General features: G+C 52.1%; 22 protein-coding genes. 7 read left to right on the top strand and 15 right to left on the bottom strand.

The annotated features are described in order from the left end of the window. Positions 1–25: 25 nt before the first annotated feature. Together RIC05_RS12565 and rpmB are read right to left on the bottom strand one after the other, a co-directional pair. Positions 26–592 carry an HNH endonuclease gene (locus tag RIC05_RS12565; RefSeq protein WP_350048455.1) on the bottom strand — a complete coding sequence of 189 codons (567 nt, stop codon included), beginning with the start codon at positions 590–592 and terminating at the stop codon, positions 26–28. Positions 593–966: 374 nt separating this feature from the next. Then, the gene (gene rpmB / locus RIC05_RS12570; RefSeq protein ID WP_350042876.1) at positions 967–1,260 is read right to left on the bottom strand and encodes a 50S ribosomal protein L28; all 294 of its coding nucleotides are present in this window, start codon (positions 1,258–1,260) and stop codon (positions 967–969) included. 484 nt (positions 1,261–1,744) lie between these two features. On the opposite strand from rpmB, the gene RIC05_RS12575 reads away from it, so the two are divergent. Beyond that, positions 1,745–1,933: a hypothetical protein gene (locus RIC05_RS12575; RefSeq protein WP_350042875.1), complete on the top strand. Its 189-nt coding sequence runs from the start codon at positions 1,745–1,747 to the stop codon at positions 1,931–1,933. A 122-nt stretch (positions 1,934–2,055) separates the two neighbouring features. Here RIC05_RS12575 and gstA read toward each other — a convergent pair whose 3' ends face one another. Next, on the bottom strand, positions 2,056–2,664 hold the full coding sequence (gene gstA / locus RIC05_RS12580; protein ID WP_350048453.1) for a glutathione transferase GstA: 609 nt from the start codon (positions 2,662–2,664) through the stop codon (positions 2,056–2,058). A 37-nt stretch (positions 2,665–2,701) separates the two neighbouring features. Next, complete coding sequence (locus tag RIC05_RS12585; protein WP_350048451.1) at positions 2,702–3,787, bottom strand: NAD(P)H-dependent flavin oxidoreductase; 1,086 nt, start codon at positions 3,785–3,787, stop codon at positions 2,702–2,704. Between the two features lie 194 nt (positions 3,788–3,981). Here RIC05_RS12585 and RIC05_RS12590 point away from each other — a divergent pair, with 194 nt between their 5' ends. Then, positions 3,982–4,308 carry a winged helix-turn-helix transcriptional regulator gene (locus RIC05_RS12590; RefSeq protein ID WP_350048449.1) on the top strand — a complete coding sequence of 109 codons (327 nt, stop codon included), beginning with the start codon at positions 3,982–3,984 and terminating at the stop codon, positions 4,306–4,308. A gap of 15 nt (positions 4,309–4,323) precedes the next feature. Here RIC05_RS12590 and RIC05_RS12595 read toward each other — a convergent pair whose 3' ends face one another. Together RIC05_RS12595 and RIC05_RS12600 are read right to left on the bottom strand one after the other, a co-directional pair. Beyond that, positions 4,324–6,414 carry a putative bifunctional diguanylate cyclase/phosphodiesterase gene (locus RIC05_RS12595; protein WP_350048839.1) on the bottom strand — a complete coding sequence of 697 codons (2,091 nt, stop codon included), beginning with the start codon at positions 6,412–6,414 and terminating at the stop codon, positions 4,324–4,326. Positions 6,415–6,444: 30 nt separating this feature from the next. Continuing rightward, entirely contained in the window at positions 6,445–6,606 is a 162-nt protein-coding gene (locus RIC05_RS12600) for a hypothetical protein (RefSeq protein ID WP_350048447.1), read from the bottom strand. Positions 6,607–6,675: 69 nt separating this feature from the next. Here RIC05_RS12600 and RIC05_RS12605 point away from each other — a divergent pair, with 69 nt between their 5' ends. Next, the gene (locus RIC05_RS12605; RefSeq protein WP_350048445.1) at positions 6,676–7,455 is read left to right on the top strand and encodes a substrate-binding periplasmic protein; all 780 of its coding nucleotides are present in this window, start codon (positions 6,676–6,678) and stop codon (positions 7,453–7,455) included. Positions 7,456–7,512: 57 nt separating this feature from the next. Here the strand turns inward: RIC05_RS12605 and RIC05_RS12610 are convergent, their stop codons facing one another. Continuing rightward, positions 7,513–8,112, bottom strand: coding sequence for a short chain dehydrogenase (locus RIC05_RS12610; RefSeq protein ID WP_350048443.1), 600 nt, complete (start codon positions 8,110–8,112; stop codon positions 7,513–7,515). Between the two features lie 102 nt (positions 8,113–8,214). On the opposite strand from RIC05_RS12610, the gene RIC05_RS12615 reads away from it, so the two are divergent. Next, positions 8,215–9,150 (top strand): LysR family transcriptional regulator, encoded by a 936-nt coding sequence (locus RIC05_RS12615; protein ID WP_350048441.1) that lies wholly within the window; start codon positions 8,215–8,217, stop codon positions 9,148–9,150. Here the strand turns inward: RIC05_RS12615 and gluQRS are convergent. The 4 genes from gluQRS to RIC05_RS12635 form a co-directional block, all read right to left on the bottom strand. After that, positions 9,147–9,986: a tRNA glutamyl-Q(34) synthetase GluQRS gene (gluQRS, locus tag RIC05_RS12620; protein ID WP_350048439.1), complete on the bottom strand. Its 840-nt coding sequence runs from the start codon at positions 9,984–9,986 to the stop codon at positions 9,147–9,149. The genes RIC05_RS12615 and gluQRS overlap by 4 nt on opposite strands. Before the next feature lie 18 nt (positions 9,987–10,004). After that, entirely contained in the window at positions 10,005–11,930 is a 1,926-nt protein-coding gene (gene cobT, locus RIC05_RS12625) for a cobaltochelatase subunit CobT (protein ID WP_502989551.1), read from the bottom strand. Between the two features lie 51 nt (positions 11,931–11,981). After that, a complete protein-coding gene (gene cobS, locus RIC05_RS12630) occupies positions 11,982–12,989 on the bottom strand; it encodes a cobaltochelatase subunit CobS (protein ID WP_350048435.1) in 1,008 nt (335 codons plus the stop codon). Positions 12,990–13,189: 200 nt separating this feature from the next. Next, complete coding sequence (locus RIC05_RS12635) at positions 13,190–13,840, bottom strand: J domain-containing protein (RefSeq protein ID WP_350041427.1); 651 nt, start codon at positions 13,838–13,840, stop codon at positions 13,190–13,192. 160 nt (positions 13,841–14,000) lie between these two features. On the opposite strand from RIC05_RS12635, the gene RIC05_RS12640 reads away from it, so the two are divergent. From RIC05_RS12640 to RIC05_RS12650, 3 genes are all read left to right on the top strand, one after another. After that, positions 14,001–14,288, top strand: coding sequence for a BolA family protein (locus RIC05_RS12640; protein WP_350048433.1), 288 nt, complete (start codon positions 14,001–14,003; stop codon positions 14,286–14,288). Positions 14,289–14,438: 150 nt separating this feature from the next. Beyond that, positions 14,439–15,692, top strand: coding sequence for a PQQ-dependent sugar dehydrogenase (locus RIC05_RS12645; RefSeq protein WP_350048431.1), 1,254 nt, complete (start codon positions 14,439–14,441; stop codon positions 15,690–15,692). Then, positions 15,692–16,306 carry a c-type cytochrome gene (locus RIC05_RS12650; RefSeq protein ID WP_350048429.1) on the top strand — a complete coding sequence of 205 codons (615 nt, stop codon included), beginning with the start codon at positions 15,692–15,694 and terminating at the stop codon, positions 16,304–16,306. The genes RIC05_RS12645 and RIC05_RS12650 overlap by 1 nt, the downstream gene beginning before the upstream one ends. A gap of 14 nt (positions 16,307–16,320) precedes the next feature. Here RIC05_RS12650 and RIC05_RS12655 read toward each other — a convergent pair whose 3' ends face one another. The 4 genes from RIC05_RS12655 to RIC05_RS12670 all read right to left on the bottom strand — a co-directional run bounded on the left by RIC05_RS12655 (position 16,321) and on the right by RIC05_RS12670 (position 20,523). Next, the gene (locus RIC05_RS12655; RefSeq protein WP_350048427.1) at positions 16,321–17,622 is read right to left on the bottom strand and encodes a transporter substrate-binding domain-containing protein; all 1,302 of its coding nucleotides are present in this window, start codon (positions 17,620–17,622) and stop codon (positions 16,321–16,323) included. 185 nt (positions 17,623–17,807) lie between these two features. After that, positions 17,808–18,389 carry a DUF2889 domain-containing protein gene (locus RIC05_RS12660; protein WP_350048425.1) on the bottom strand — a complete coding sequence of 194 codons (582 nt, stop codon included), beginning with the start codon at positions 18,387–18,389 and terminating at the stop codon, positions 17,808–17,810. Between the two features lie 176 nt (positions 18,390–18,565). Then, on the bottom strand, positions 18,566–19,015 hold the full coding sequence (locus RIC05_RS12665) for a CBS domain-containing protein (RefSeq protein ID WP_350048423.1): 450 nt from the start codon (positions 19,013–19,015) through the stop codon (positions 18,566–18,568). A 233-nt stretch (positions 19,016–19,248) separates the two neighbouring features. Continuing rightward, a complete protein-coding gene (locus RIC05_RS12670) occupies positions 19,249–20,523 on the bottom strand; it encodes an HlyC/CorC family transporter (protein WP_350041420.1) in 1,275 nt (424 codons plus the stop codon). Positions 20,524–20,594 lie beyond the last annotated feature (71 nt).

Below are 20,594 nucleotides of genomic sequence, written 5' to 3' on the forward strand. Positions count from 1 at the left end.
TGCTTTTTTTCTACAAACACCAATCTTAGAAATCGTAATCCAGTTCCGTATCCCAGTACAAAAAATCCCGCCAACTTTCGTGAAGATAGTTTGGCGGGAAACGGCGTCCTGATGTCTGGAGTTCGTGCATCGTGGGCTGTCCCGGCGTCCTGCGCAGTCGCAGGCCCGCCTCGCGGACCGATCGGCAGCCTTTGAACAGGTTGCACTCAGAACAGGCCGTAACGATGTTTTCCCAATTGGTCCGTCCACCACGTGCGCGTGGAACGACATGATCAAAGGTCAGCTCGTTGGTCGGCAACCGGTCGCCGCAATACTGACAGGAAAACTGATCGCGCAAAAAGACGTTAAAACGTGTGAAGGCCGGGCTGCTTTTGAGCGGAACATATTCCTTAAGCGATATGACGCTGGGCAGCTTCATCGTAAAGGATGGTGAATGGACTTCGCGGTCATATTCCGAAAGAACGTTGACGCGATCCAAGAAGACCGCCTTGAGCGTATCCTGCCAGCACCATAGGGACAGCGGGAAGTAGCTCAACGGCCGGAAGTCGGCGTTAAGAACAAGTGCAGGACACACATTTGGCGATAAATGCATACCATCCGCTCCACCGTGTTTACCGAGTCGCTTGCCTTATTTAGCAGGTCCGTGAATCGCGTGTGATGAACATATCATGACGTTTCACCAAACCAGGCGCCCCGGCGACTAAACCACTGATAGAGAAAAGTATAGACCAATTTCGCAAAAGCGCAAAGCCCGTGTTCCGGCGAGTCGCGTTTTGCCGACCCTTGGTCACTGTAACCCATAGGGCGCCTGGACATAGCGCATGTCGCAAAGCACAAAAAAAGCCGCCCATCTAGGATGGTGCAGCTATTTCCGCGGTTTGATGCCAAACCAAATATCGCCAGAAAAACGAAGGGCCCGCCAGAAGCGAGCCCTCGTAAAATCTGTCTGTAAAGCAGAAGCCTGAATTAGGCAGCTTTTGCTTCAACAGCTTTGGCAACCTGGCGTTTGATTTTCACCAAATCAGCCGGAAGCTTTGCATTTGTCGTGCTGAGCAAAAACGCATCCAGACCACCACGTTTTTCGATGGTGCGGACAGCATTGGTGGTCAGACGCAGACGCACCGAACGACCGAGCGACTCGCTAAGCAGCGAAGTCGGCTGCAGGTTCGGGAGGAAACGACGTTTGGTACGATTGTGGGCGTGGCTCACATTCATGCCGACCAAAACGCCTTTGCCGGATACCGGGCAGCGACGTGCCATGACCTGATCTCCTGGTCTATAAATTCGCAAAAGGACGCTTGGCCTGAACATGCAGGCCCGCGCTTGGAAGCGGGTTATTACCGCCTCTCACCAATGTCGTCAAGCCTTCATCAACCGAAATCTGCGACAAAAGCGCTTATCAGAGGTGTTTTCGCATTAATCCGCGGTATCGATCGTATTTTACCCAACTCAACCGCACGAAATCCACGACTTTTCAAACCTGCGCGACAATATCAAAGGCCGGTTTCATACCTGAATTTCCCGTTGGCCAACCGAAAAGCCGGTCGATTCTCCGCCCCTTTTGGCCAAACCCGGCCAAATAAATTCAGGTTTCCCAAGCGATTCTATCTGTTCGGGCGATATTTCCCCATCGCATAGGCCTTATATCGCGCCCCTGATTGATACGGATCAAAACATCGGCCCACATATATAGGTATCTTTAACAGCATGAGTTAACAAATCCGGATCAGGAGCATGACGGGCCATGAAATCAGATAGCACTGTATCTTTGCCACTTTTGGGCATTCTGCTGGTCGCAGTGGTCGGCCTTGCGCTTTATGTTATCGGCTTTGTTCTGGCCCATTTTGGCGTGTCCGTCGCGTCTTTCTGGCTTTATGTGGCACTGGCCCTTGTTCCGGTAAGCTTCCTTGTCCTGTTTGATTTCAGCCGCTAAGTCCGGCACCACAACCCAATTGCCAAAACGGCCTGCCACGAATGTGTGCAGGCCGTTTTTCGTGATGTTCAAACGCCCAAGCTATCGTTGGGGTAAAAGTCTGCCCGGCAGGAAGACAGAGCTTAGATCAAGCCTTCCGCCTTAAGGGCCTGTTGCGTTGCCGGGCGGGCCAGAACGCGGTCACGATGCTTGGCAATATTGGGATGCCCCGCAAGATCAATCTCGCAATGTGCTGACCAGTTCACCAGAACGAACATATAGATATCGGCAACAGTGAAGCGGTCCTTTAGCAACCAGTCACCGTTGGCCGTTAACACCGTTTCAAGATAGTCATATCGCGCCAGAACGTTTTTACGCGCCTGTGCCCGCTCAGTATCCGAACTATTTGGGTTAAACAACGGCCCAAAGGATTTGTGCAGCTCAGCCGAGAGATAATTCAGGTGCCCTTGCAAAATGCCGCGTGCAACTGTTCCAGCCTTGGGCACAAGTGCCGCATCCGGCGCCTGATCGGCCAAATACTGAATGATCGCGACACCCTCGGTCAGGACCGTTGCATCGTTAAGCATAAGGGCGGGCACATATCCTTTGGGATTGATCGCAACAAAATCTTCCCCGTGTTCCGTTTTCTTGGTCGCCAGATCAACCTTTTCAAGGTCAAAACTGCTGCCAAGTTCGTTAAGAACAATATGGGGAGAAAGCGAACAAGCACCCGTTGCGTAATAAAGCTTCATTGTCTTCTATCCTTAAATATCTTTGAGGTTTCGACCATCAGGCCGCTAATTTAAATCCACGCGCATCAAGCCCGGACGAAAGCGCATCCATCAGGCTTGAAACACTGCCATGTTTCAGATTGGCACTGGCTTGACCGGCATAGATCGAGGTGAATTCAGTTCGGTTCTGCGCGATGCAGGCTGCCTTGATCTTTGAAACGAAAAAGGCCTGGACCGGGAACGGTGGAAGTTCCGCAATGCGCGCTTCCATTTCGTCGATCAGCTTGTTGCGTACGCCACGCGCCAAACGCCCGGTATAGGTCCGGGTCAAAACCGTATCGTGGATTTCGCCTGACAGCAGTAATTGACGATGCTGATCGTTGGTGCCGGATTCGGAACAGGCAAGGAATGCCGATCCAAGCTGTGCAGCGCCGGCCCCCAAATGCAACGCCGCCATTACCCCTCGCGCATCGGAAATCCCGCCTGCTGCAATCACCGGCACACTGACACGATCGGCAATCAAAGGCACAAGGGCCAAAGTCCCGATCAGGCTGTCTTCTGCCCGTTTCAGGAAAGACACCCGGTGCCCACCGGCTTCAAATCCGGTGGCGACAATCAAATCCACACCCGCAGCATCAAGTGCCTCGCCCTCGGCAACGTTCGTCGCTGTGCCGATGGTAATGATGTTCTGCTGTTTGCATTTGGCGATCACGGCTTTTGACGGCACACCAAACACAAAGCTAAAGACAGGCGGCTTTGCTTCTATCAAGGCCTCGACCTGATCTTCGAACCGTTCGTGATAGCGATCTGGCATTGTTGGCAGATCAACACCAAGTTCGTGATAGTAAGGTGCAAAGATCCCGGAAACGCGTTCGAATTCTTCCGCACCAATAACCTCGCCTCCCGGGTCATGATCCGACACCCACAAGTTAAGGGCAAAAGCCCCGTCTGTTAGGCTTCGCAGATTATTGGTCAGTTCGGCCATTTTATCCGGGGCCACGATATGCGCCCCGAATGATCCCATCCCGCCACGGTTCGATACCGCGCTCACCAGTTCGGGGGTGGAAATGCCACCGCCAAACGGCCCCTGAATGATGGGTAGATCAATTCCAAGTATGCCCGTGACATTTGATGTCATATGCATTGTTGTCTCCTTCGTTAGGAACGATTGAGGAGACTTAAACGCATAAAATTACCTTTGAATAGGTAGTAACTTTAGGTAACCTGTACTTTGAGATTACCAAACAGTAACCATGTGAGCGAACGGTGCCCTTAAAAGTTCGGAAAAATAAATCCAACCAGCCCCCCGACAACTGCCCGCTTGCAGAGTGCCTGCCATTGATTGAAGGGGCATGGACACCGGGGGTAATCTGGTATCTGAGTGGCGGGGCACGCCGCTTTAACGAGCTTAAACTCGATCTTCCGGGAATATCGGCCAAGATGCTCAGCACACGTTTGCGCGATCTTGAACAAAAGGGCGTCGTCGTGCGGACCGTCATGCCAACATCGCCACCATCGGTGGAATATGCCTTGAGTGATCTGGGGCGTGAGCTGATCCCGATCCTTGAAGCAATCATTGATGTCAGTAAACGGCTCAAACGGCGCAAGGCCGAAAGCCCGGTTGCCTCCGCCTTATCTCATGATATGACCGCGCACCCCGTTTGACTGTTCGCTTAAGGCTTACGCATCAGACACCGCTTTGATCTGCCAATGGCAGTCCTGACACGGGATGCTACCGGGACGGGCAAAGAAATAACCCTGATGGGCATCAACCCCCATGGCTTCAAGAACGTCGCGCTGATGCGCGGTTTCGACACCTTCGGCGACGACTTTCAATCCAAAACGATGCGCGATCAAAATGGCACCTTCGATCACCACACGTGTGTTTTCATCCATCTTCAAGACGAACGATTTATCGATTTTGACCGCATCAATCCTGATCTGATGAAGACGCGATAGCGATGAATATCCTGTACCAAAATCATCGATGTGAATCTCAATCCCCATGTCATGAAGTTGATCAAGCACATTGGCAATCTGAACCGTCTGACGCTTTTCAAAGATCGATTCGGTAACTTCAAGCACCAGCCGATTGGCCGAAAGCCCGGTATCGGCAAGAATGGTTTCAACCATTTTGGCAAAGCGTGGAACGATGATTTGCCGGACAGATATATTGACGGCAACCTTGGTTTCCACGGCAATATCGGTACATGACTGGATAGTTTTGCAGGCCTCCCGCAGGACCCACTCGCCGATATCAACAATCAAAGCACTTTCTTCGGCAATCGGAATGAAATCATCGGGTGGAATGACGCCAAGCTCGGCACTGTGCCAGCGTAACAGCGCCTCATATGAAACAATGGCACCATCTTTTGCATTGATAACCGGTTGGTATTCAATATGGAATTCTTCGGCACTTAGTGCGCGGCGTAAGGCTTGGTTAATCGAAAGCCTGCGTTCCTGTTCAATCAGAAGCAAGCTGTCATAATCATATACCGATCCCCGCCCGGCGCGTTTGACTTCCGCTGCAGCCAAATCGGCCCAATGGATCAGCTCGGAAATGCCCGGATTGTCTTTGGGTGCAAAGGCAACGCCGGTACTAAATCCAACCTGAAGCGTATGCCCGACAATTGTAATCGGCTGACTGACCGCGTTCTGGGCCTGTTTGATTGTCGTTTCGACCAAGCCATGAAGTTCGTCTTTGGGTGCAGCAAGCACCATCAGGAACTCATCCCCGCCCCAGCGCCCGACAGCATGCTGATCATCGGTATGCTGGCGCAGTCGGTCACCGACCACCCGCAAAACTTCATCGCCGATCGCGTGACTAAGCCCGTCATTGATCTGCTTGAAGTGATCGAGATCAATAAACAAGACCGCGAAATCAAGGGCATCCCCCAGTTCGGACTTACTTTCAAACCATTCATGGATACCATCCCGGTTCAAAAGTCCGGTTAAGGTATCGCGGACAACAAGATTTCGGAGTTCTTCGGTCCGCTTTTCAACGCGAGATTCAAGCGTCGCGTTCCAGTTTTCGGAAATGCGGTTTTTTTGTCTAAGATCTTCAACCAGATCATCATGTTGATGCTTGAGAACCAGTGATCTGAACAAAATTGCGTGGTTATTGCGGTGGGTCACCAACATCACGATCAGGAATATCATCCCCAAAAAGGCAAGGATGTAGTTTGGGTCAGTCATAAAGGTCAGGATCACAGTCGGTGGCACCAACAACGCAACCAAATAGATACGCCCGACCAGAAACACCGGCGCAAGAATACCTGTTGCACCGCCAGCAAGCCCGGCAAAGATGATCATGGTTAGAAACTGGCTTTCGCCGCGCACCGTCGGAATTTCAAGAATTCCAATGGCTGACCAGAGAAAGGCCCCTGCCAGAACGCCCGTCACATAACGAAAATGCCAGCGAAGAAAATCATCGGTCCGAAGTTCACTAATCCCCATGCGTGCACGACGATAAAGATAACTGCCCCAAAGACGAACAACGCATAGAATGACCACCACCGCGAACCAGACCGCAGTACTCGCAGAAAGATCTTCTTGCGCCCAGAACATCAAAATCAGGCCAGCACTGGCGGCTAGGTTAACCAGTATATTTGCCCAGTTATTGCGATATGCCAGATCAAGCAGGTCGCGTTGCACTTTTCCGATCAAATCTTCACCGGTCATCAACGCTATTTTTGGATCAATAAATCGGCTGCCGATTTTCCTGACCAAACTGGCGTAACTTTCCATCTGGTCTTTTGCCTCTGAATCCATCACTCACACAAACCATCCTATACATACGTACTAATTTGCGCCAATGAGAATATAAGCAGGAAACCAAGCAGCATGGAAAATCCAGCGGGTAAAAGAACCGTCGACACGGCCATTTGACAGAATAGCAAAGAAGTATTCCTGACAGACATCCACACCCATTCCCGGTAAAATGCGATATAATTGAACAGGCATCAAACAACCCTGCATTGAAAACCTCAAAAGCATGTCCACATATCGAAAAGCACCTATAGGAGCATGTCGATGATGATGCAGTTCAAATGGCAACCTCGCGCACAGGTCGTCGTTCTTTTGATGATTGTGCTATCGGCGGCGTTTACGAAAATCACTGAACTGAAAGCCCAGACACTCAGTTTTTTCTCCGAATCAGTGCCGTCACGCAGCTTCATAGATCCAAAATCGGGCGAGGTAACCGGCTGGGCCAGTGAGGCTGTTCTGAAAATGGCGGAAATGGCCGACATTTCGGCCAAAACCGTCATTGCACCATGGGCACGATCCTATCAGGCCGTGCGTACTGACCCGAACAGCTGCATCTATCTGATTACCCGGACATCGGAACGCGAAGAATCATTCCACTGGGTCGGCCCCCTGATGACGACCGACTGGACATTCTTTGCCAAATCATCGTCAAACATCATCGCCCACAGCATGGCTGATATCGAACACCTGTCCATCGGTGTTTACCGCAATGATGTTCGACACTCATATCTTGAGAAAGAAGGATACAAAAACCTGCTTGTCATGCCCGAACGCAAACTTGGTCCGAACCTTTTGTTCTCCGGACGTATCGATCTCTGGTTTGACAGTTATTACGGCATAGATTCACTGGTCGCCAAAAAACGCAAGCACCAGATAACACCGGTCTTGACCGTGCAACGCCCCTCTCTTTGGCTTGGATGCAACCGCCAGATAGATCAAAAAGTTGCAATCCGTCTGAGCAAGGCCGCGACCAAGCTCCATAAGGATGGATACATTGCCCGTTTACGCGATGAGTTTGAAAACAATGCCCCCTTAACGCAATGATATCGCTCGGACCGGGATAAAATGATCCCCCCGGTCCGAGCGGATCTCCCATCCAGATTAGAAAATCTCAAACACCTGGCCTGTCTGAAGTCCTTCAACAGACTTCGCATACCCAAGGGCCGCACGGGCAGCAGGAACCGGGTCATGGCCCCGGAAATAGGGCGCGTAGCCTTCCATCGCCTCAAGAATAACACCCGGGCTAACGGCATTGATGCGCATACCCGGTTTGATTTCAAATGCTGCGGATTTGACAAAGGATTCAATCGCGCCATTCACCATCGAAGCCGAACTTCCATAGCGTATCGGGTCTTTTGAAAGAATACCGGTGGTCAGGGTAAAGGATGCATTTTCGGCAACATAGTCACGACCAATCAACACCAGGTTGACCTGCCCAAACAGCTTATCATCGATACCGACACGGTATTTTTCTTCGTCCATTTCCTCAAAGTCACCGAAATGCACCTTGCCGGTTGTCGACACAACCGCATCAACCGCCCCGACCTTTTCAAACATCGCACGGATAGATGCGCGGTCTTTAAGGTCAACATTCACATCACCACTGTTGCGTGACGCGCGGATAATTTCGTGGCGCGGCGATAATTCTGCATCGACACCTTTTCCAATGATGCCTGATGCGCCGATCAAAAGAACTTTCATTTCAGTCTCCATATGTGGAAATTCCAATGACCGAATGATTTCACAAAACAGTACTGGCGATAATCTGGTTATTTCCGAACCAATCGTTTAGTATTTTAAACAATGAAAGATTATCTCAGCGAAATGCGCAGCTTTGCTGCGGTGATTAAACAGGGCAGTTTTACCAACGCCGCCCAAGCGACCGGCGTGTCCAAAGGATTGATCAGCCAGCATATCAAACGTCTTGAAGATGTTCTGGGTGCGCAGCTGCTTTTCCGGTCCACCCGCAAACTTGAACTAACCGAAATTGGCAGCACGTTTTTGGTTTATTGCCAAAACATCACGCAAAGTGCCGATGCCGCCTTTGAGGCTGTTGAAACATTGCGCGGCGAGCCGATTGGCACCGTGCGCATGACTGTGCCCGTATCCTTCGGCGAGATGTTTCTCCATGACATCATTGTTGCGTTTCAACAAAATCACCCGCGCATCCAGATTGAAATGGAACTGGAAAACACGTTCCGCGACCTTCAGGCATCCCATATTGATCTGGCGATCCGCGCCGGATTAACCGATGACCCGGATCAGGTTGCCATTCCACTGGGACAACTTTCTGAACTGATCTGCGCCAGTCCGGATTATTGGCAAAACCATTCAAAACCCCAAACGCCTGATGATCTGGTCGATCACAATTGTCTGGTCAATTTCCAGTATTACAAGGATCGCAAATGGGTGTTCTTTTCCAAAGATGGCCCGCAATCGATCACCGCGAACGGTAATCTGCGTTTAAACCACTACCCGTTGATCCGAAATGCAACGCTTCAGGGATTGGGTGTTGCCCGCCTGCCCCGCTATGTCGCCATGTCTGAAGTCCGTGCCGGGCGGCTTGAAACGGCGCTGGATGACTATCGATCCCCATTACGACCGATCTACTTGGTCTATCCCTATCAGGGGAACCTGCCGATCAAAAACCGGCTCATGATCGATTTCATCAGAAACTGGTTTAGCACCCATCCCGACCTTCTCGAAACCCATACGCTGGGCAGCCGAGACAGCGATTAAGTCAATTGAGTAAGTTCACTCACTTGATGTGGTGTCATGCCGTCTTCGCGCATTGACCGCAGGGTTTTCGATTTATCGCGCTTGGCAAACCGCTTGCCATCTGCCCCGGTCAAAAGACCATGGTGATGATATTCCGGCACGTCATAGCCCAGTAATTCCTGCAGCAAGCGATGCAGGTGACTGGCAAAGAACAAATCCTGCCCGCGGGTAACAAGGGTAACGCCCTGAAGATGATCATCATGGGTCACCGAAAGATGGTAACTGGTCGGGGTATCTTTACGCGCCAACACCACATCACCAAAGATTTGCGGGGTGGCGATCTGTTTGCCTGCCGCCCGATCAAACCAGACAAGTTCCGGGCCAGCCTGTTTGATTGCGCCGTCCATATCCAGACGCAGCGCATAGCTTTCGCCTGCCTCAACCCATTCCGCCCGTTCGGTTGCGGAACAATGCCGACACGTACCGGGATACAGCGCACCATCGGGACCATGCGGCGCATTTCCGATACGCGCGACTTCGGCCTGAATATCCTTGCGCGTGCAAAAACACGGATAAAGCAATCCCATTTCGGTCAAGCGATCCAGCACGTTTTGATAGTCAGCAAAATGATCCGACTGTATGCGAACCGGATCCTCCCAACGCAATCCCAGCCACGCAAGGTCTTCATAGATCGCCGTCAGGAATTCAGGACGACAACGGGTTTGGTCAATATCTTCGATCCGCAATAAAAAACGGCCATCCAACCCCGCCTGTTTTGCGCAAAACAGGGCCGAGGCTGCATGGCCGAGATGAAGATATCCGGTTGGGCTGGGGGCAAAACGGGTAATGGCGGTCATATCAGCACGCCCCCATTTTTACCAACGGTCGCGGTCGCCTGCGGCGCGGTCGCGCGGCTGTGCATTATCTGCCGGAACATGACGCAATGGACGCTTTGGCCGGCGGGCACCCTGTTCATCAAACAGATCAGAAAGTTCGCGCAGCATCGCACCGCCCAGTTCTTCCGGATCGTTGATCGTCACGGCACGACGATAATAGCGCGTCACATCATGACCGATACCGATGGCCATCAGTTCGACCGGTGATCGGGTTTCGATCATGTCGATCACTTCGCGCAAATGCCGTTCCAGATAATTTCCCGAATTGACCGACAATGTTGAATCATCAACCGGCGCGCCATCGGAAATCACCATCATGATGCGGCGTTGTTCTGATCGGCTTAACAAACGCTCATGCGCCCACAGAAGTGCTTCGCCATCGATGTTTTCTTTAAGCAGCCCTTCGCGCAGCATCAAACCAAGGTTTTTGCGCGCACGCCGCCACGGCGTATCGGCTGCTTTATAAATGATGTGACGCAGATCATTCAAACGGCCGGGTTTCGGTGGCTTGCCACTTTCGACCCAGCGTTCGCGCGATTGTCCGCCTTTCCATTGACGGGTGGTAAAGCCAAGAATTTCGACCTTCACCCCGCACCGCTCCAACGTACGGGCAAGAATATCTGCCGACAGTGCCGCAATCGTGATCGGACGCCCGCGCATGGACCCGGAATTATCAATCAGAAGGGTCACGACCGTATCGCGGAAATCAGTGTCCTGTTCCTGCTTGAACGAGAGAGACGTCGACGGGGTCGAAACGATCCGCGCAAGTTTGGCCGCATCAAGGATGCCTTCTTCAAGGTCAAAGTCCCAGCCACGGTTTTGCTGCGCCATCAAGCGGCGCTGTAACCGGTTGGCCAGACGTGACACCACGTTCTGAAGATTGGCAAGCTGCTTATCAAGCATCGCACGCAGGCGCGACAGTTCAAGATTTTCACAAAGCTCATCGGCTGTGACGACTTCGTCAAACTCTCGGGAAAACGGCTCATAGCCACGTTCGATCGGCTCATTGCGACCATCAAATTCTGGCTGTTCACCCGGCCCGGCAGGTTGTTCTTCCTGCGACATGGCTTCAAGCTGCTGATCGTCAATATCGCCTTCGCCTGCTTCGGCGTCTTCGGTGCCGGCATCTTGTTGCTGATCACTGCCATCAGGTTCTGAATCGTCATTCTGGCCTTGTTGGCCGCCCTGACTTTCCATGTCTTCCTGTTCAGGATCGGTTTCGCCTTCCTTGCTTTCGTCATCCTCGCCTTCCTGTTCAGGCGGGACGTCATCAAGATCATCTTCAAGCGAAAGATGATCAAGCAAGCGGCGCATACCACGCGCAAACGCATCCTGATCATCCAAAACATCAACAAGGTCGGACAAGTCCGAACCCGCATTTTCTTCGATATGGGTACGCCACAAATCAATCAACGGACGGGCTGATTCCGGGGCAGGTTCGCCGGTAAAGATTTCACGCGCCAGCATCCCGATTGCATCGGAAAACGGGGCATCATCACGGGTTTTCAGACGATGATAGTTTTTGGCGTGGCAATCTTGTTCGGCATGTTCGCGCAAATTTTTGCGCACACCGGGGAAATACCGCGATCCCACGGCTTCGCAGCGCGCGGTTTCAAGCGCATCGTAAACAGCCTGCGCTTCGGCTGTTTCGGGCATACGTTTGGCGTGAAGGGCCACGTCATGGTGGCGCATCTTAAGCGCCCAGCCATCAGCAATACCGCGAAGATCCGCGACTTCATCCTTGGGCATTGCCTGTTTGGGCATTGGCAAACGCACATGTTCGCCATACCCCCCCGGACGCCCGCCTTTGACAAAGCCGACTTCCAGATCATTGCGCCCGGCAAGCGCACGAAACGTCGCTGCCGTACCGCGCAAGAACCCGGAAAGAGCCTCATCATTCTTCATCACACTACTCGCTTCTGGGACCAACTCGCCAATCTGCTTCAATGACACGCCTTAGCGCACCATCACATTAATGGCTTCCTCAGGCAGGTCTTCACCAAAGCAACGCTGATAATATTCCGCCAGGATCGGTCGTTCGACTTCATCGCAACGGTTTAGGAACGTCACGCGGAAGGCATAGGAAATGTCATCAAAAATCTTGGCGTTTTCAGCCAGCGTAATCACGGTACGCGGGCTCATCACGGTCGAGATATCACCGGCAACAAAACCCTGACGGGTCAGGTTGGCCAATGCGACCATTGCTTCGATCTTCTGACGGCCTTCGGCATCATCAAATGCCGGTACCTTGGCAGCAACGATGTTGGTTTCATCAGCAACCGACAGATAGTTCAGGGTTGCAACAATCGACCAACGGTCCATCTGTGCCTGGTTAATTTGCTGCGTACCATGATACAGCCCGGTGGTATCACCAAGACCAACCGTGTTTGACGTCGCAAACAGGCGGAAATGCGAATGCGGGTGGATCACTTTGTTCTGATCAAGAAGCGTGAGCTTACCATCAACTTCCAGAACACGCTGGATCACGAACATCACATCCGGACGACCGGCATCATATTCGTCAAACACCATCGCAACAGGACGTTTCAGCGCCCAAGGCAAAATGCCTTCGCGGAATTCCGTGATCTGTTTGCCATCACGCAAAACAATCGCGTCTTTACCGATCAGATCGATACGGCTGATATGGCTATCAAGGTTCACACGCACACACGGCCAGTTCAGGCGCGATGCCACCTGTTCGATATGGGTCGATTTACCCGTGCCATGATACCCCTGGATCATTACGCGGCGATTGTGGGCAAAGCCCGCCAGAATCGCCATTGTGGTATCACGGTCAAAACGATAGGTCGGATCAGCGACCGGCACGTGTTCACTGCCCTGACTGAATGCCGGGACGTCCATATCTGCATCAATTCCAAACGTATCACGTACGGAAATGGTGGTATCGGGTGCATCAAGCGGATGTTCCGCTGCAACACCTGTCGCTTCGTAACCTTGGCTCATAAGTACTCGCGCATTTTCTGACCGACGCGGGTGGCGCGGTCGTTTCATTAAACTTGCTCATTAATAACGGCTAAGTCGCGTCACACAAAGGGAAGATACGTAAAAAATCTCTATTACCGCAAAAGGTTCTGTCAATAAGACATCCCCGGTACGTAATCTGTAAACAGATCGACCAAATTTTGCCGAGATTTAAGACACGATTACAGCGGAACCCGTGCTTCAAGATCACGAATATAGCCCATCAAAGACGCATAAGCCGCACTGATCACTTTAAACCGTTCTTCTGCGGCTTTATCCCCGCCATTGGCATCGGGGTGATATCTTTTGGAAAGGGCTTTGTATTTGGCTTTTAGCTCATCGCGGGTAAACGGCCAGCCAAGGTCAAGTGTCGCCATGGCCTGTTGCTGTTCACTTGGCATGCCAAGTGCCCCTGCACGGCGCTGGGCTTCTTCGCTTTTGCGTTTACGTTCAGCACGCGCATCGGCCTCTGCTCCCGGGCCATGATGGCTTTGATCACCGTCTTCGTTAAAGAAGCCGAACCCGTCCTTGAACTTGAAGTTGAAGGGTTTTTTCGATCCACGAATATGGCCGAACTGCCAGGTCGGGCGTTGCCAATGGGTGTCGCGGCGGACATCGTTTTCAATGTCTTCGGCCTTCATCCCTTCATAATAATTCCAAGATTTATTGTATTCGCGGACATGATCCAGGCAGAACTGATAATAGTCGCGCAGCTTCCGGTCCTTGGGCGCACGAAATTCCCCATGCCCCTCGCATCCCGGCCAATCACAATCGGGCAGGATGGGATTCTCATGGTAAAGTGTCTTGCGCTTGTTACGGTGTCCGCGGTTCATTTGCGTCTATATGTTCTAAAAAGTCGAAGCTCGCAATATCATACGGGGCGTTTTAATGCGATAAAAGGCTTGAAAAACTGCCATCGCATGCCAGAACGGGGCATAGAGTTTCATTTTTGCAGTGATCTGCAAACATCCCAAGAGAATAGAGGCCCTTATCATGCAGGTTGCCAATCAGATCCGCGACATTCTGACTGCCGAGTTCGCACCATCAGAACTCAAAATCATCGACGATTCGTCAAAACATGCCGGTCATTCCGGTGCTGACCCGCGTGGCGAGTCCCATTTTTCCGTGCTGGTGGTGTCCGACAAGTTTGACGGGGAAAACCGTGTGAACCGCCAACGGCTGGTTTATGGCGCGCTTAATGAACTGCTTAAAGAACGCGTTCATGCCCTTGCACTTAAAACCATGACCCCGGCAGAGTTCAAAGCCGCACAGGAAAATTGAACCAATTAAATACAATTCCACATCGTGAAATCAACCTAGACGATCCTTCCGATTAAGCGCAATGCTGGTGGCACAAGCTGCAATTACAACTTTTGCATTGCAGCGCGAATGCCGGTGAATGGCATTCGTTACAATCGGGAGGACTACGTAATGACTAAACGCCTATTATTGGCGAGCATTGCCCTCGCCATCTCCGGAACCGCCTATGCGCAAGCACCAGCACCGGACAATCTTGAAAAACTTTCAAATTTCCAATCCACCGGGACGACTGAATTCACCCGCATTGAACAGGGTGGCGACTATGCCGAGGGGATCAAAAAGACTCTTGATCGCATCAAGCTTCCTGACGGGTTCAAGATCGGGCTTTATGCCATCGTCCCGGATGCCCGCCATATTGCCGTCGGCCCGCAAGGAGTCGTGGTGTTTGTCGGCACCCGCAAAGATAAAGTCTGGTCGGTTACCGACCGCAACAAGGACCGGGTTGCTGACGAGGTAAAAGACTTCGCCCCGTCGCTGCGCTTTGCCATTCCCAATGGTCCGTGCTTCTCGCCGGACGGGATGCTGTATATCGCCGAACAAAACCGCGTCCTGACCTTCCCGGCCGCCGAGTTTTTCTATGAAAGCCCGGATGTTGCGGCATTTAACGTTGTCAAGCAGGGCGAACTGGTCCCGCCATCCGAAGAAAGCTACAACCACACCGCACGCGTTTGTAAAGTCGGCCCTGATGGGAAGCTTTACATCTCGCTTGGGCAGCCGTTTAACGTTGCCCCGGAAGACAAGCTTGACCTGTACCGCGAATTCGGGATTGGCGGGATTATCCGCATCAAGACCGATGGTTCCGAGCGCGAAGTTTATACCTATGGGGTGCGTAATTCCGTCGGTCATGACTTCCATCCGGAAACCGGCGAACTGTGGTGGACGGACAATCAGGTGGATGGCATGGGCGATGACATCCCGCCGGGTGAAATCAACCACCAGACCGCCGCCGGACAACATTTCGGCCATCCGTGGTATGGCGGCGGTGACGTTCGCACCAACGAATATGCCGGGCAGGAAGTCCCATATGATGTTGTCATGCCCGCCGTTGAAACAGTTGCCCATGCCGCTGACCTTGGCATGAGCTTCTATACCGGCAAGATGTTCCCGGCCAAATACAAGAATGCAATCTTCTCGGCGCAGCATGGGTCATGGAACCGCACGACACCGGTTGGTGCGCGCGTGATGGTGACCTTCATCGATGCCGAAGGGAATGCCAGCATCGAACCATTTGCAGAAGGCTGGATTGACGAAAACGACGAATATCTTGGTCGTCCGGTTGATGTTGCCCAATTACGCGATGGTTCGATCATTGTGTCCGATGATCTTGCCGGTGCTTTGTATCGCATTTGGTATGAGGGTAATTGATGCGTATTTTGCTGATCGCACTCCTCGGCGGGCTTTTGCCCGCCGGGGCTCTTTTCGCCCAGGACACAACTGCCCCGACACCAACAAATGACGCCACGACGTTAAAAGACGGGCGTAAAGTGGCTGGCATGTGCCGCACCTGTCATGGACTTGATGGCAAGGCTCGCATTCCCATTGCACCGCATATTGGCGGTGAACCTGTTGATTATCTGATTACCCAATTACAGGCGTTCAAAACCGGCGACCGCGAACATGAAATGATGACTGTTGTGGCACGCGGCCTGTCAGAAGATCAAATCAACAATGTCGCCCATTGGTTCAACCATTTCGACGTGACGGCAACACTTCCCATGGGGAAAACCGAAGATGACGCACCGGAACTTTGCGTCGGGTGTCATGGTGTGAACGGGATTTCTGAACTGGACGATGCCCCGAACTTGGCCGGAGAGACCAATATCTATATCGAGACGCAGCTTAAGGCATTTGCCAACGGCAAACGACCTCATGACATCATGACGCCAATTGCCGAAGACCTGAGTGTCACGGAAATGCAGGAAGCCGCCGACTGGTATAGCAACATCGCGATCAAGATCACGGATCCAGGCGGCAATTAATCGACAAATATTGCTTAACTTTCCGGGCGTAATGCTGCCGACACATCCAGCCCAACCGTCAAGGCCGCAAGGATTCGTCCGTTCTCCGGATCGATGATCGGGACGGTGATTTGTGACAGGAAAGAACGGGTAGATGCATCAAACCGGATGTCGGCGATCAAGGCATGATCGCGATTAATATATTCGGCCATCTGATATTGCGGTTCATCAGATTGGTCGAAATCCGATGTCAGGCGGCTCATACCAACGGTTTGCCCATAAATATCAAACACAAAGGCTTCTGCCACCTGTCCCGCACTAGAAGCCTGGAACCCACGCAGATATTCCGACAGAACGTTATCAAGCACTTCACGCGCCCGGGCACTTGCCTGCCCCAAACGTCCCATCGCTATCCATTCTTCATCGATAAGTTGTTTATGGTCCGCCGATAACCGGCCATCGCCAAGAACAGCCCTTACATTCCCGATCAGATCCGCAGACTTGGCAAGCTGGCGCACCATCGGCAACTGGACCCGTTCAATCGCGTCACGTTCCCATGGTTCCAGATGCATCGGCTTGGTTTCACAAAATTCCAGCACACCGTTCAAATCGCTGAGCAGGTTGGGGAACTGTGCCACGTAACGTTTGGAGAAATACACCACCAACGGCGCATAACGTTCAAACTGAACGCGAAACTTCTCCGCGCCAAGATCCAGCTCATTGCGGGCAATCTCAAAACTGTGCTTGTCGACCAATGCAAAATCGACACGCCCCATTGCGACCTGCCCCACCAAGGAGGCGATGGATGGAACACGCACAACATCGCCGTAGCCCTGTTCGGCTAACCATTCTGCTTCGTTCGATCCAAGTATCGCACCAATTGTCGAATATTCATTGGGTTTTGGTGCCTGTTTGGCTTGTGTACTGCTGGTTAGCGTAGAGGGTGAAACCCATACCCATTTTTCCAGGGCCAGTGGCTTTGACGCCACCGCATATTCATCCATGAACTCGCTGATGCGTGCTAAAAAGAACCCGTCCGAACGTCCGCTTTGAACCATTTCACGGTTCCGTTGACGCGGTGCCACGGCCAAACCGTACCCAACCCCGATACGTTCAAATGCACAATTCAGAACCGCGATGGAATACCCACCCAGCGTTCCATTTTGCAATTCTTGATAAGGCGGATGCAGATTGGTTTGCAGGATCAAGAAACTGTCCTGATTATCAACCGGCGCCTGCCCTTGCTCCGTCAGCAAAGGGAATGTTTCATCTGCGCGTACGGGTGAAGCCGCGCCACCTAGCAAAACACCAGACAAACCAATAGCCAGCGCGAACATTGAGATGTTCCGCGCCAGAACATTTCGACCCTTCTTATTCTTTTTGGTTCTTCCAACACGGCGTAATAAGGTCATGTCCAGCCTGACAAATACACGCGACGGATAGATTTTGATATTGGGCCTTTAAACGCCACTTGCAAGGTAAACTTATCGGTCTGCCCTTTGATCAGATAATCTCCAAGAACCTATTTCTCACCTGTATAGAAATCTGGGGCAACGCGCCGGACCGCAGGCCCGTCACTGCGCCAACCATGACAGGTATTGATCAATGGCATGCGCCGTTTTGGCGTTTTGTCATCTGAAGGATGCCCTTCTTGTTGCCCTTCAAGCGATTCACGGGCAAGGATCGGAAATACCGTCTGAAAAGCCGTGGTTGCAACCGGCCCCATCAACTCATTCAGATGCGTGCATCCATGAATACCGCCGACCCGATCGCGGATTTGTTTGCGCAGGCCCGGGCCAAGCTTTAACCCCACCAGTTTTTCATAATCGGGCGCAATCGCCTCACATCCGGTGAAGGGCGCATAGTCCGTGACCGCCTCGACCGCCTGTATGACAAGATCATCACCGATGGTGACCCGTATCCACATTTCATGGACAGGTTCACCTGGCGGGATTTCCCCGCGGTCATGATTGGCAAATCCGTATGTCTTGATATCGGTGATGTGGCCTTCGACATCCCACAACCCGTCCTGACGGCGAAACCCCTGACAGGTCACGGTGCGGGTATGAATATGTTCACGCGCGGCGGGGCTGGACAATGGCATCGGGAATTCTCTCCTTTACGTAAACGTAAAGATATTCACTTGCACGTTGTCACGCAACAAAGCATTTTTCAAAGAATGCCCACACCTATCCCCCCGCGCCCAAACAGGCCGGGAAAACGAACTTGGATTGAAGGCAAAAGCTGGATTACAGCCATCCTTGCGCCGGAAAATTCCCGCTAGGCGACGCCGTAATCCGATCCGAAGATGAATTTTTCACGTTCGCGAACATCTTCTTCAAGTTGCGCCTTGACCGCGTTGAACAGGTCACGGATCGACACCATGCCAATCACTTTATCCCCGTCGACAACAGGTAAGTGGCGGTAGCGCCGGGCACTCATCAAATTAAGCGCACTCATTGCTGTATCATTGGGACCAAGTGTATCGGGATCGCTGGTCATAACCTGTGACAATGGCACAGTCGCAGCATCAAGTCCCTTTGCCACAACACGGTTCACAAGATCACGTTCGGTAAAAATACCTGCAAGCTTTGCATTATCATCAACAATGATCACGGCACCGATTTTGCGTTCGGACATCAGGTTAACGGCATCCATTACGGAATCGGCGGGATTAAGTGTCGCTATGGATTGCTCCTTAACCACACCTGGTACGATTTTCGTATCCATTTTTCTCTCTCTGCAGATTGCTGTTGCCACACGCCCAAACCCGATCAGATCATTTGGTGCTGCGCTGCAAAACACTTGCGAAACACAGGGGCCCTTATTTGCAAGTGGCCCTGCAATCCTTTGGGTCAAGACCTTCTGACAAGATTTTAACCCATAAGTGGAGAAACTTAAAACGGTTTACGCCGAACCGGTTCATATCAGGAAAACGCAATCAACCATTCGTCGCGTCTGGCTTATTCCTGATCTGCCGCGATAATATCGGAAACTTCACGCATCCGCACACGCGTTACCTGATTACGAATACGGCGAAGGACTTCGAATTCAAACCCGTGGAAGCGGAAATGTTGCCCGACATCGGGAATACGTCGGGTTTCATACAGCAAAAGGCCGGCAACCGTTGCGGCCTCTTCATCGGGCAGACGCCAGCCAAATCGACGATTCAAATCACGAATGGTGACGTCACCGCGCACGATCACCGATCCGTCGGTTTGCGGTTGAACACCGACAACTTCGACGTCGGTTTCATCGGCAATGTCGCCAACGATTTCTTCAAGAATGTCTTCAAGCGATACCACGCCTTCGAACGCACCATATTCGTCAACCACGATGGCGAAATGTTCGTGCCGTTCCTTGAATGCCTTTAACTGATCGGCAAGGGTCGTGGAATCCGGGATAAACCATGCTTCTGCGCATAATTCACGCACATCGGCTGCCGATGTCGGTTTTGCCCCGCGCACAATCGCCTTGAGCACTTCACGCGCATGCAAAACGCCAACGATGTTATCGGGGTCTTTTTCATAGACCGGAATACGGGTGTGCGGACTGGCCAGCACCGTATCAATAATCTCTTCCATCGAACGGGTGATATCAATCATCTGCACCTTGCGACGGTGCACCATGATTTCCCATACCCCGACATCCTCAAGATCAAGCACCCCATGCAACATGGTGCGTTCGGCGTGATGATTGCCGACAACAACATCATCGGCGTGCAATTCAATTGCACCACGCAATTCGCGTTCGCTGTCCAGACCGGGGCCTTCGCCGCTGCCAAACAGCCGCAAAGTTGCCTGCACGACAACCTGAATGGTTTGCGTCACCGGGGCAAAAAGCACCACAAGAATGCTCATTGGTCGGGCGACCCGCAGTGCCATGGTATCGGCATGCTGCAGGGCATAGGTTTTTGGCAGAATTTCGGAGAACACCAGAACAAGTGCTGTCATGGCAATGGTTGCATAGACAACACCGTTCTCGCCAAACAGCTCGATCATTACCGATGTCGCAAGGGCTGAGGCCAGAATATTGACCATGTTATTGCCCAGCAAGATCGCGCCCAGCAGGCGTTCCTGATACTGGCGCAGCCTGTTAACGATCCCGGCGCGCAGATCCCCATCCTGCTCTTTGTGATGCATGACCGGACGCGACGCTGCTGTCAGCGCAGTTTCCGAGCCAGAAAAGAATGCCGACAACATCAGCAGGAAAAAAATCACGATGATCGTGATTGTCATTCAGGGAAGTCTCCAAAGGGTGATCGCAACAAAACTACTTTGTCCTGTCTTCACCTATAAGGTCAATTGCC

The organism is Thalassospira sp., from assembly GCF_040218635.1.
In the GTDB taxonomy this organism is placed as follows: domain Bacteria; phylum Pseudomonadota; class Alphaproteobacteria; order Rhodospirillales; family Thalassospiraceae; genus Thalassospira.

Coding starts and splice junctions, on each gene's coding strand:
- RIC05_RS12565 (WP_350048455.1), bottom strand. CDS start 592: ATGCATTTATCGCCAAATGTGTGTCCTGCACTTGTTCTTAACGCCGAC.
- rpmB (WP_350042876.1), bottom strand. CDS start 1,260: ATGGCACGTCGCTGCCCGGTATCCGGCAAAGGCGTTTTGGTCGGCATG.
- RIC05_RS12575 (WP_350042875.1), top strand. CDS start 1,745: ATGAAATCAGATAGCACTGTATCTTTGCCACTTTTGGGCATTCTGCTG.
- gstA (WP_350048453.1), bottom strand. CDS start 2,664: ATGAAGCTTTATTACGCAACGGGTGCTTGTTCGCTTTCTCCCCATATT.
- RIC05_RS12585 (WP_350048451.1), bottom strand. CDS start 3,787: ATGCATATGACATCAAATGTCACGGGCATACTTGGAATTGATCTACCC.
- RIC05_RS12595 (WP_350048839.1), bottom strand. CDS start 6,414: ATGGATTCAGAGGCAAAAGACCAGATGGAAAGTTACGCCAGTTTGGTC.
- RIC05_RS12600 (WP_350048447.1), bottom strand. CDS start 6,606: ATGCCTGTTCAATTATATCGCATTTTACCGGGAATGGGTGTGGATGTC.
- RIC05_RS12605 (WP_350048445.1), top strand. CDS start 6,676: ATGATGATGCAGTTCAAATGGCAACCTCGCGCACAGGTCGTCGTTCTT.
- RIC05_RS12610 (WP_350048443.1), bottom strand. CDS start 8,112: ATGAAAGTTCTTTTGATCGGCGCATCAGGCATCATTGGAAAAGGTGTC.
- RIC05_RS12615 (WP_350048441.1), top strand. CDS start 8,215: ATGAAAGATTATCTCAGCGAAATGCGCAGCTTTGCTGCGGTGATTAAA.
- gluQRS (WP_350048439.1), bottom strand. CDS start 9,986: ATGACCGCCATTACCCGTTTTGCCCCCAGCCCAACCGGATATCTTCAT.
- cobT (WP_502989551.1), bottom strand. CDS start 11,930: ATGAAGAATGATGAGGCTCTTTCCGGGTTCTTGCGCGGTACGGCAGCG.
- cobS (WP_350048435.1), bottom strand. CDS start 12,989: ATGAGCCAAGGTTACGAAGCGACAGGTGTTGCAGCGGAACATCCGCTT.
- RIC05_RS12635 (WP_350041427.1), bottom strand. CDS start 13,840: ATGAACCGCGGACACCGTAACAAGCGCAAGACACTTTACCATGAGAAT.
- RIC05_RS12640 (WP_350048433.1), top strand. CDS start 14,001: ATGCAGGTTGCCAATCAGATCCGCGACATTCTGACTGCCGAGTTCGCA.
- RIC05_RS12645 (WP_350048431.1), top strand. CDS start 14,439: ATGACTAAACGCCTATTATTGGCGAGCATTGCCCTCGCCATCTCCGGA.
- RIC05_RS12650 (WP_350048429.1), top strand. CDS start 15,692: ATGCGTATTTTGCTGATCGCACTCCTCGGCGGGCTTTTGCCCGCCGGG.
- RIC05_RS12655 (WP_350048427.1), bottom strand. CDS start 17,622: ATGTTCGCGCTGGCTATTGGTTTGTCTGGTGTTTTGCTAGGTGGCGCG.
- RIC05_RS12660 (WP_350048425.1), bottom strand. CDS start 18,389: ATGCCATTGTCCAGCCCCGCCGCGCGTGAACATATTCATACCCGCACC.
- RIC05_RS12665 (WP_350048423.1), bottom strand. CDS start 19,015: ATGGATACGAAAATCGTACCAGGTGTGGTTAAGGAGCAATCCATAGCG.
- RIC05_RS12670 (WP_350041420.1), bottom strand. CDS start 20,523: ATGACAATCACGATCATCGTGATTTTTTTCCTGCTGATGTTGTCGGCA.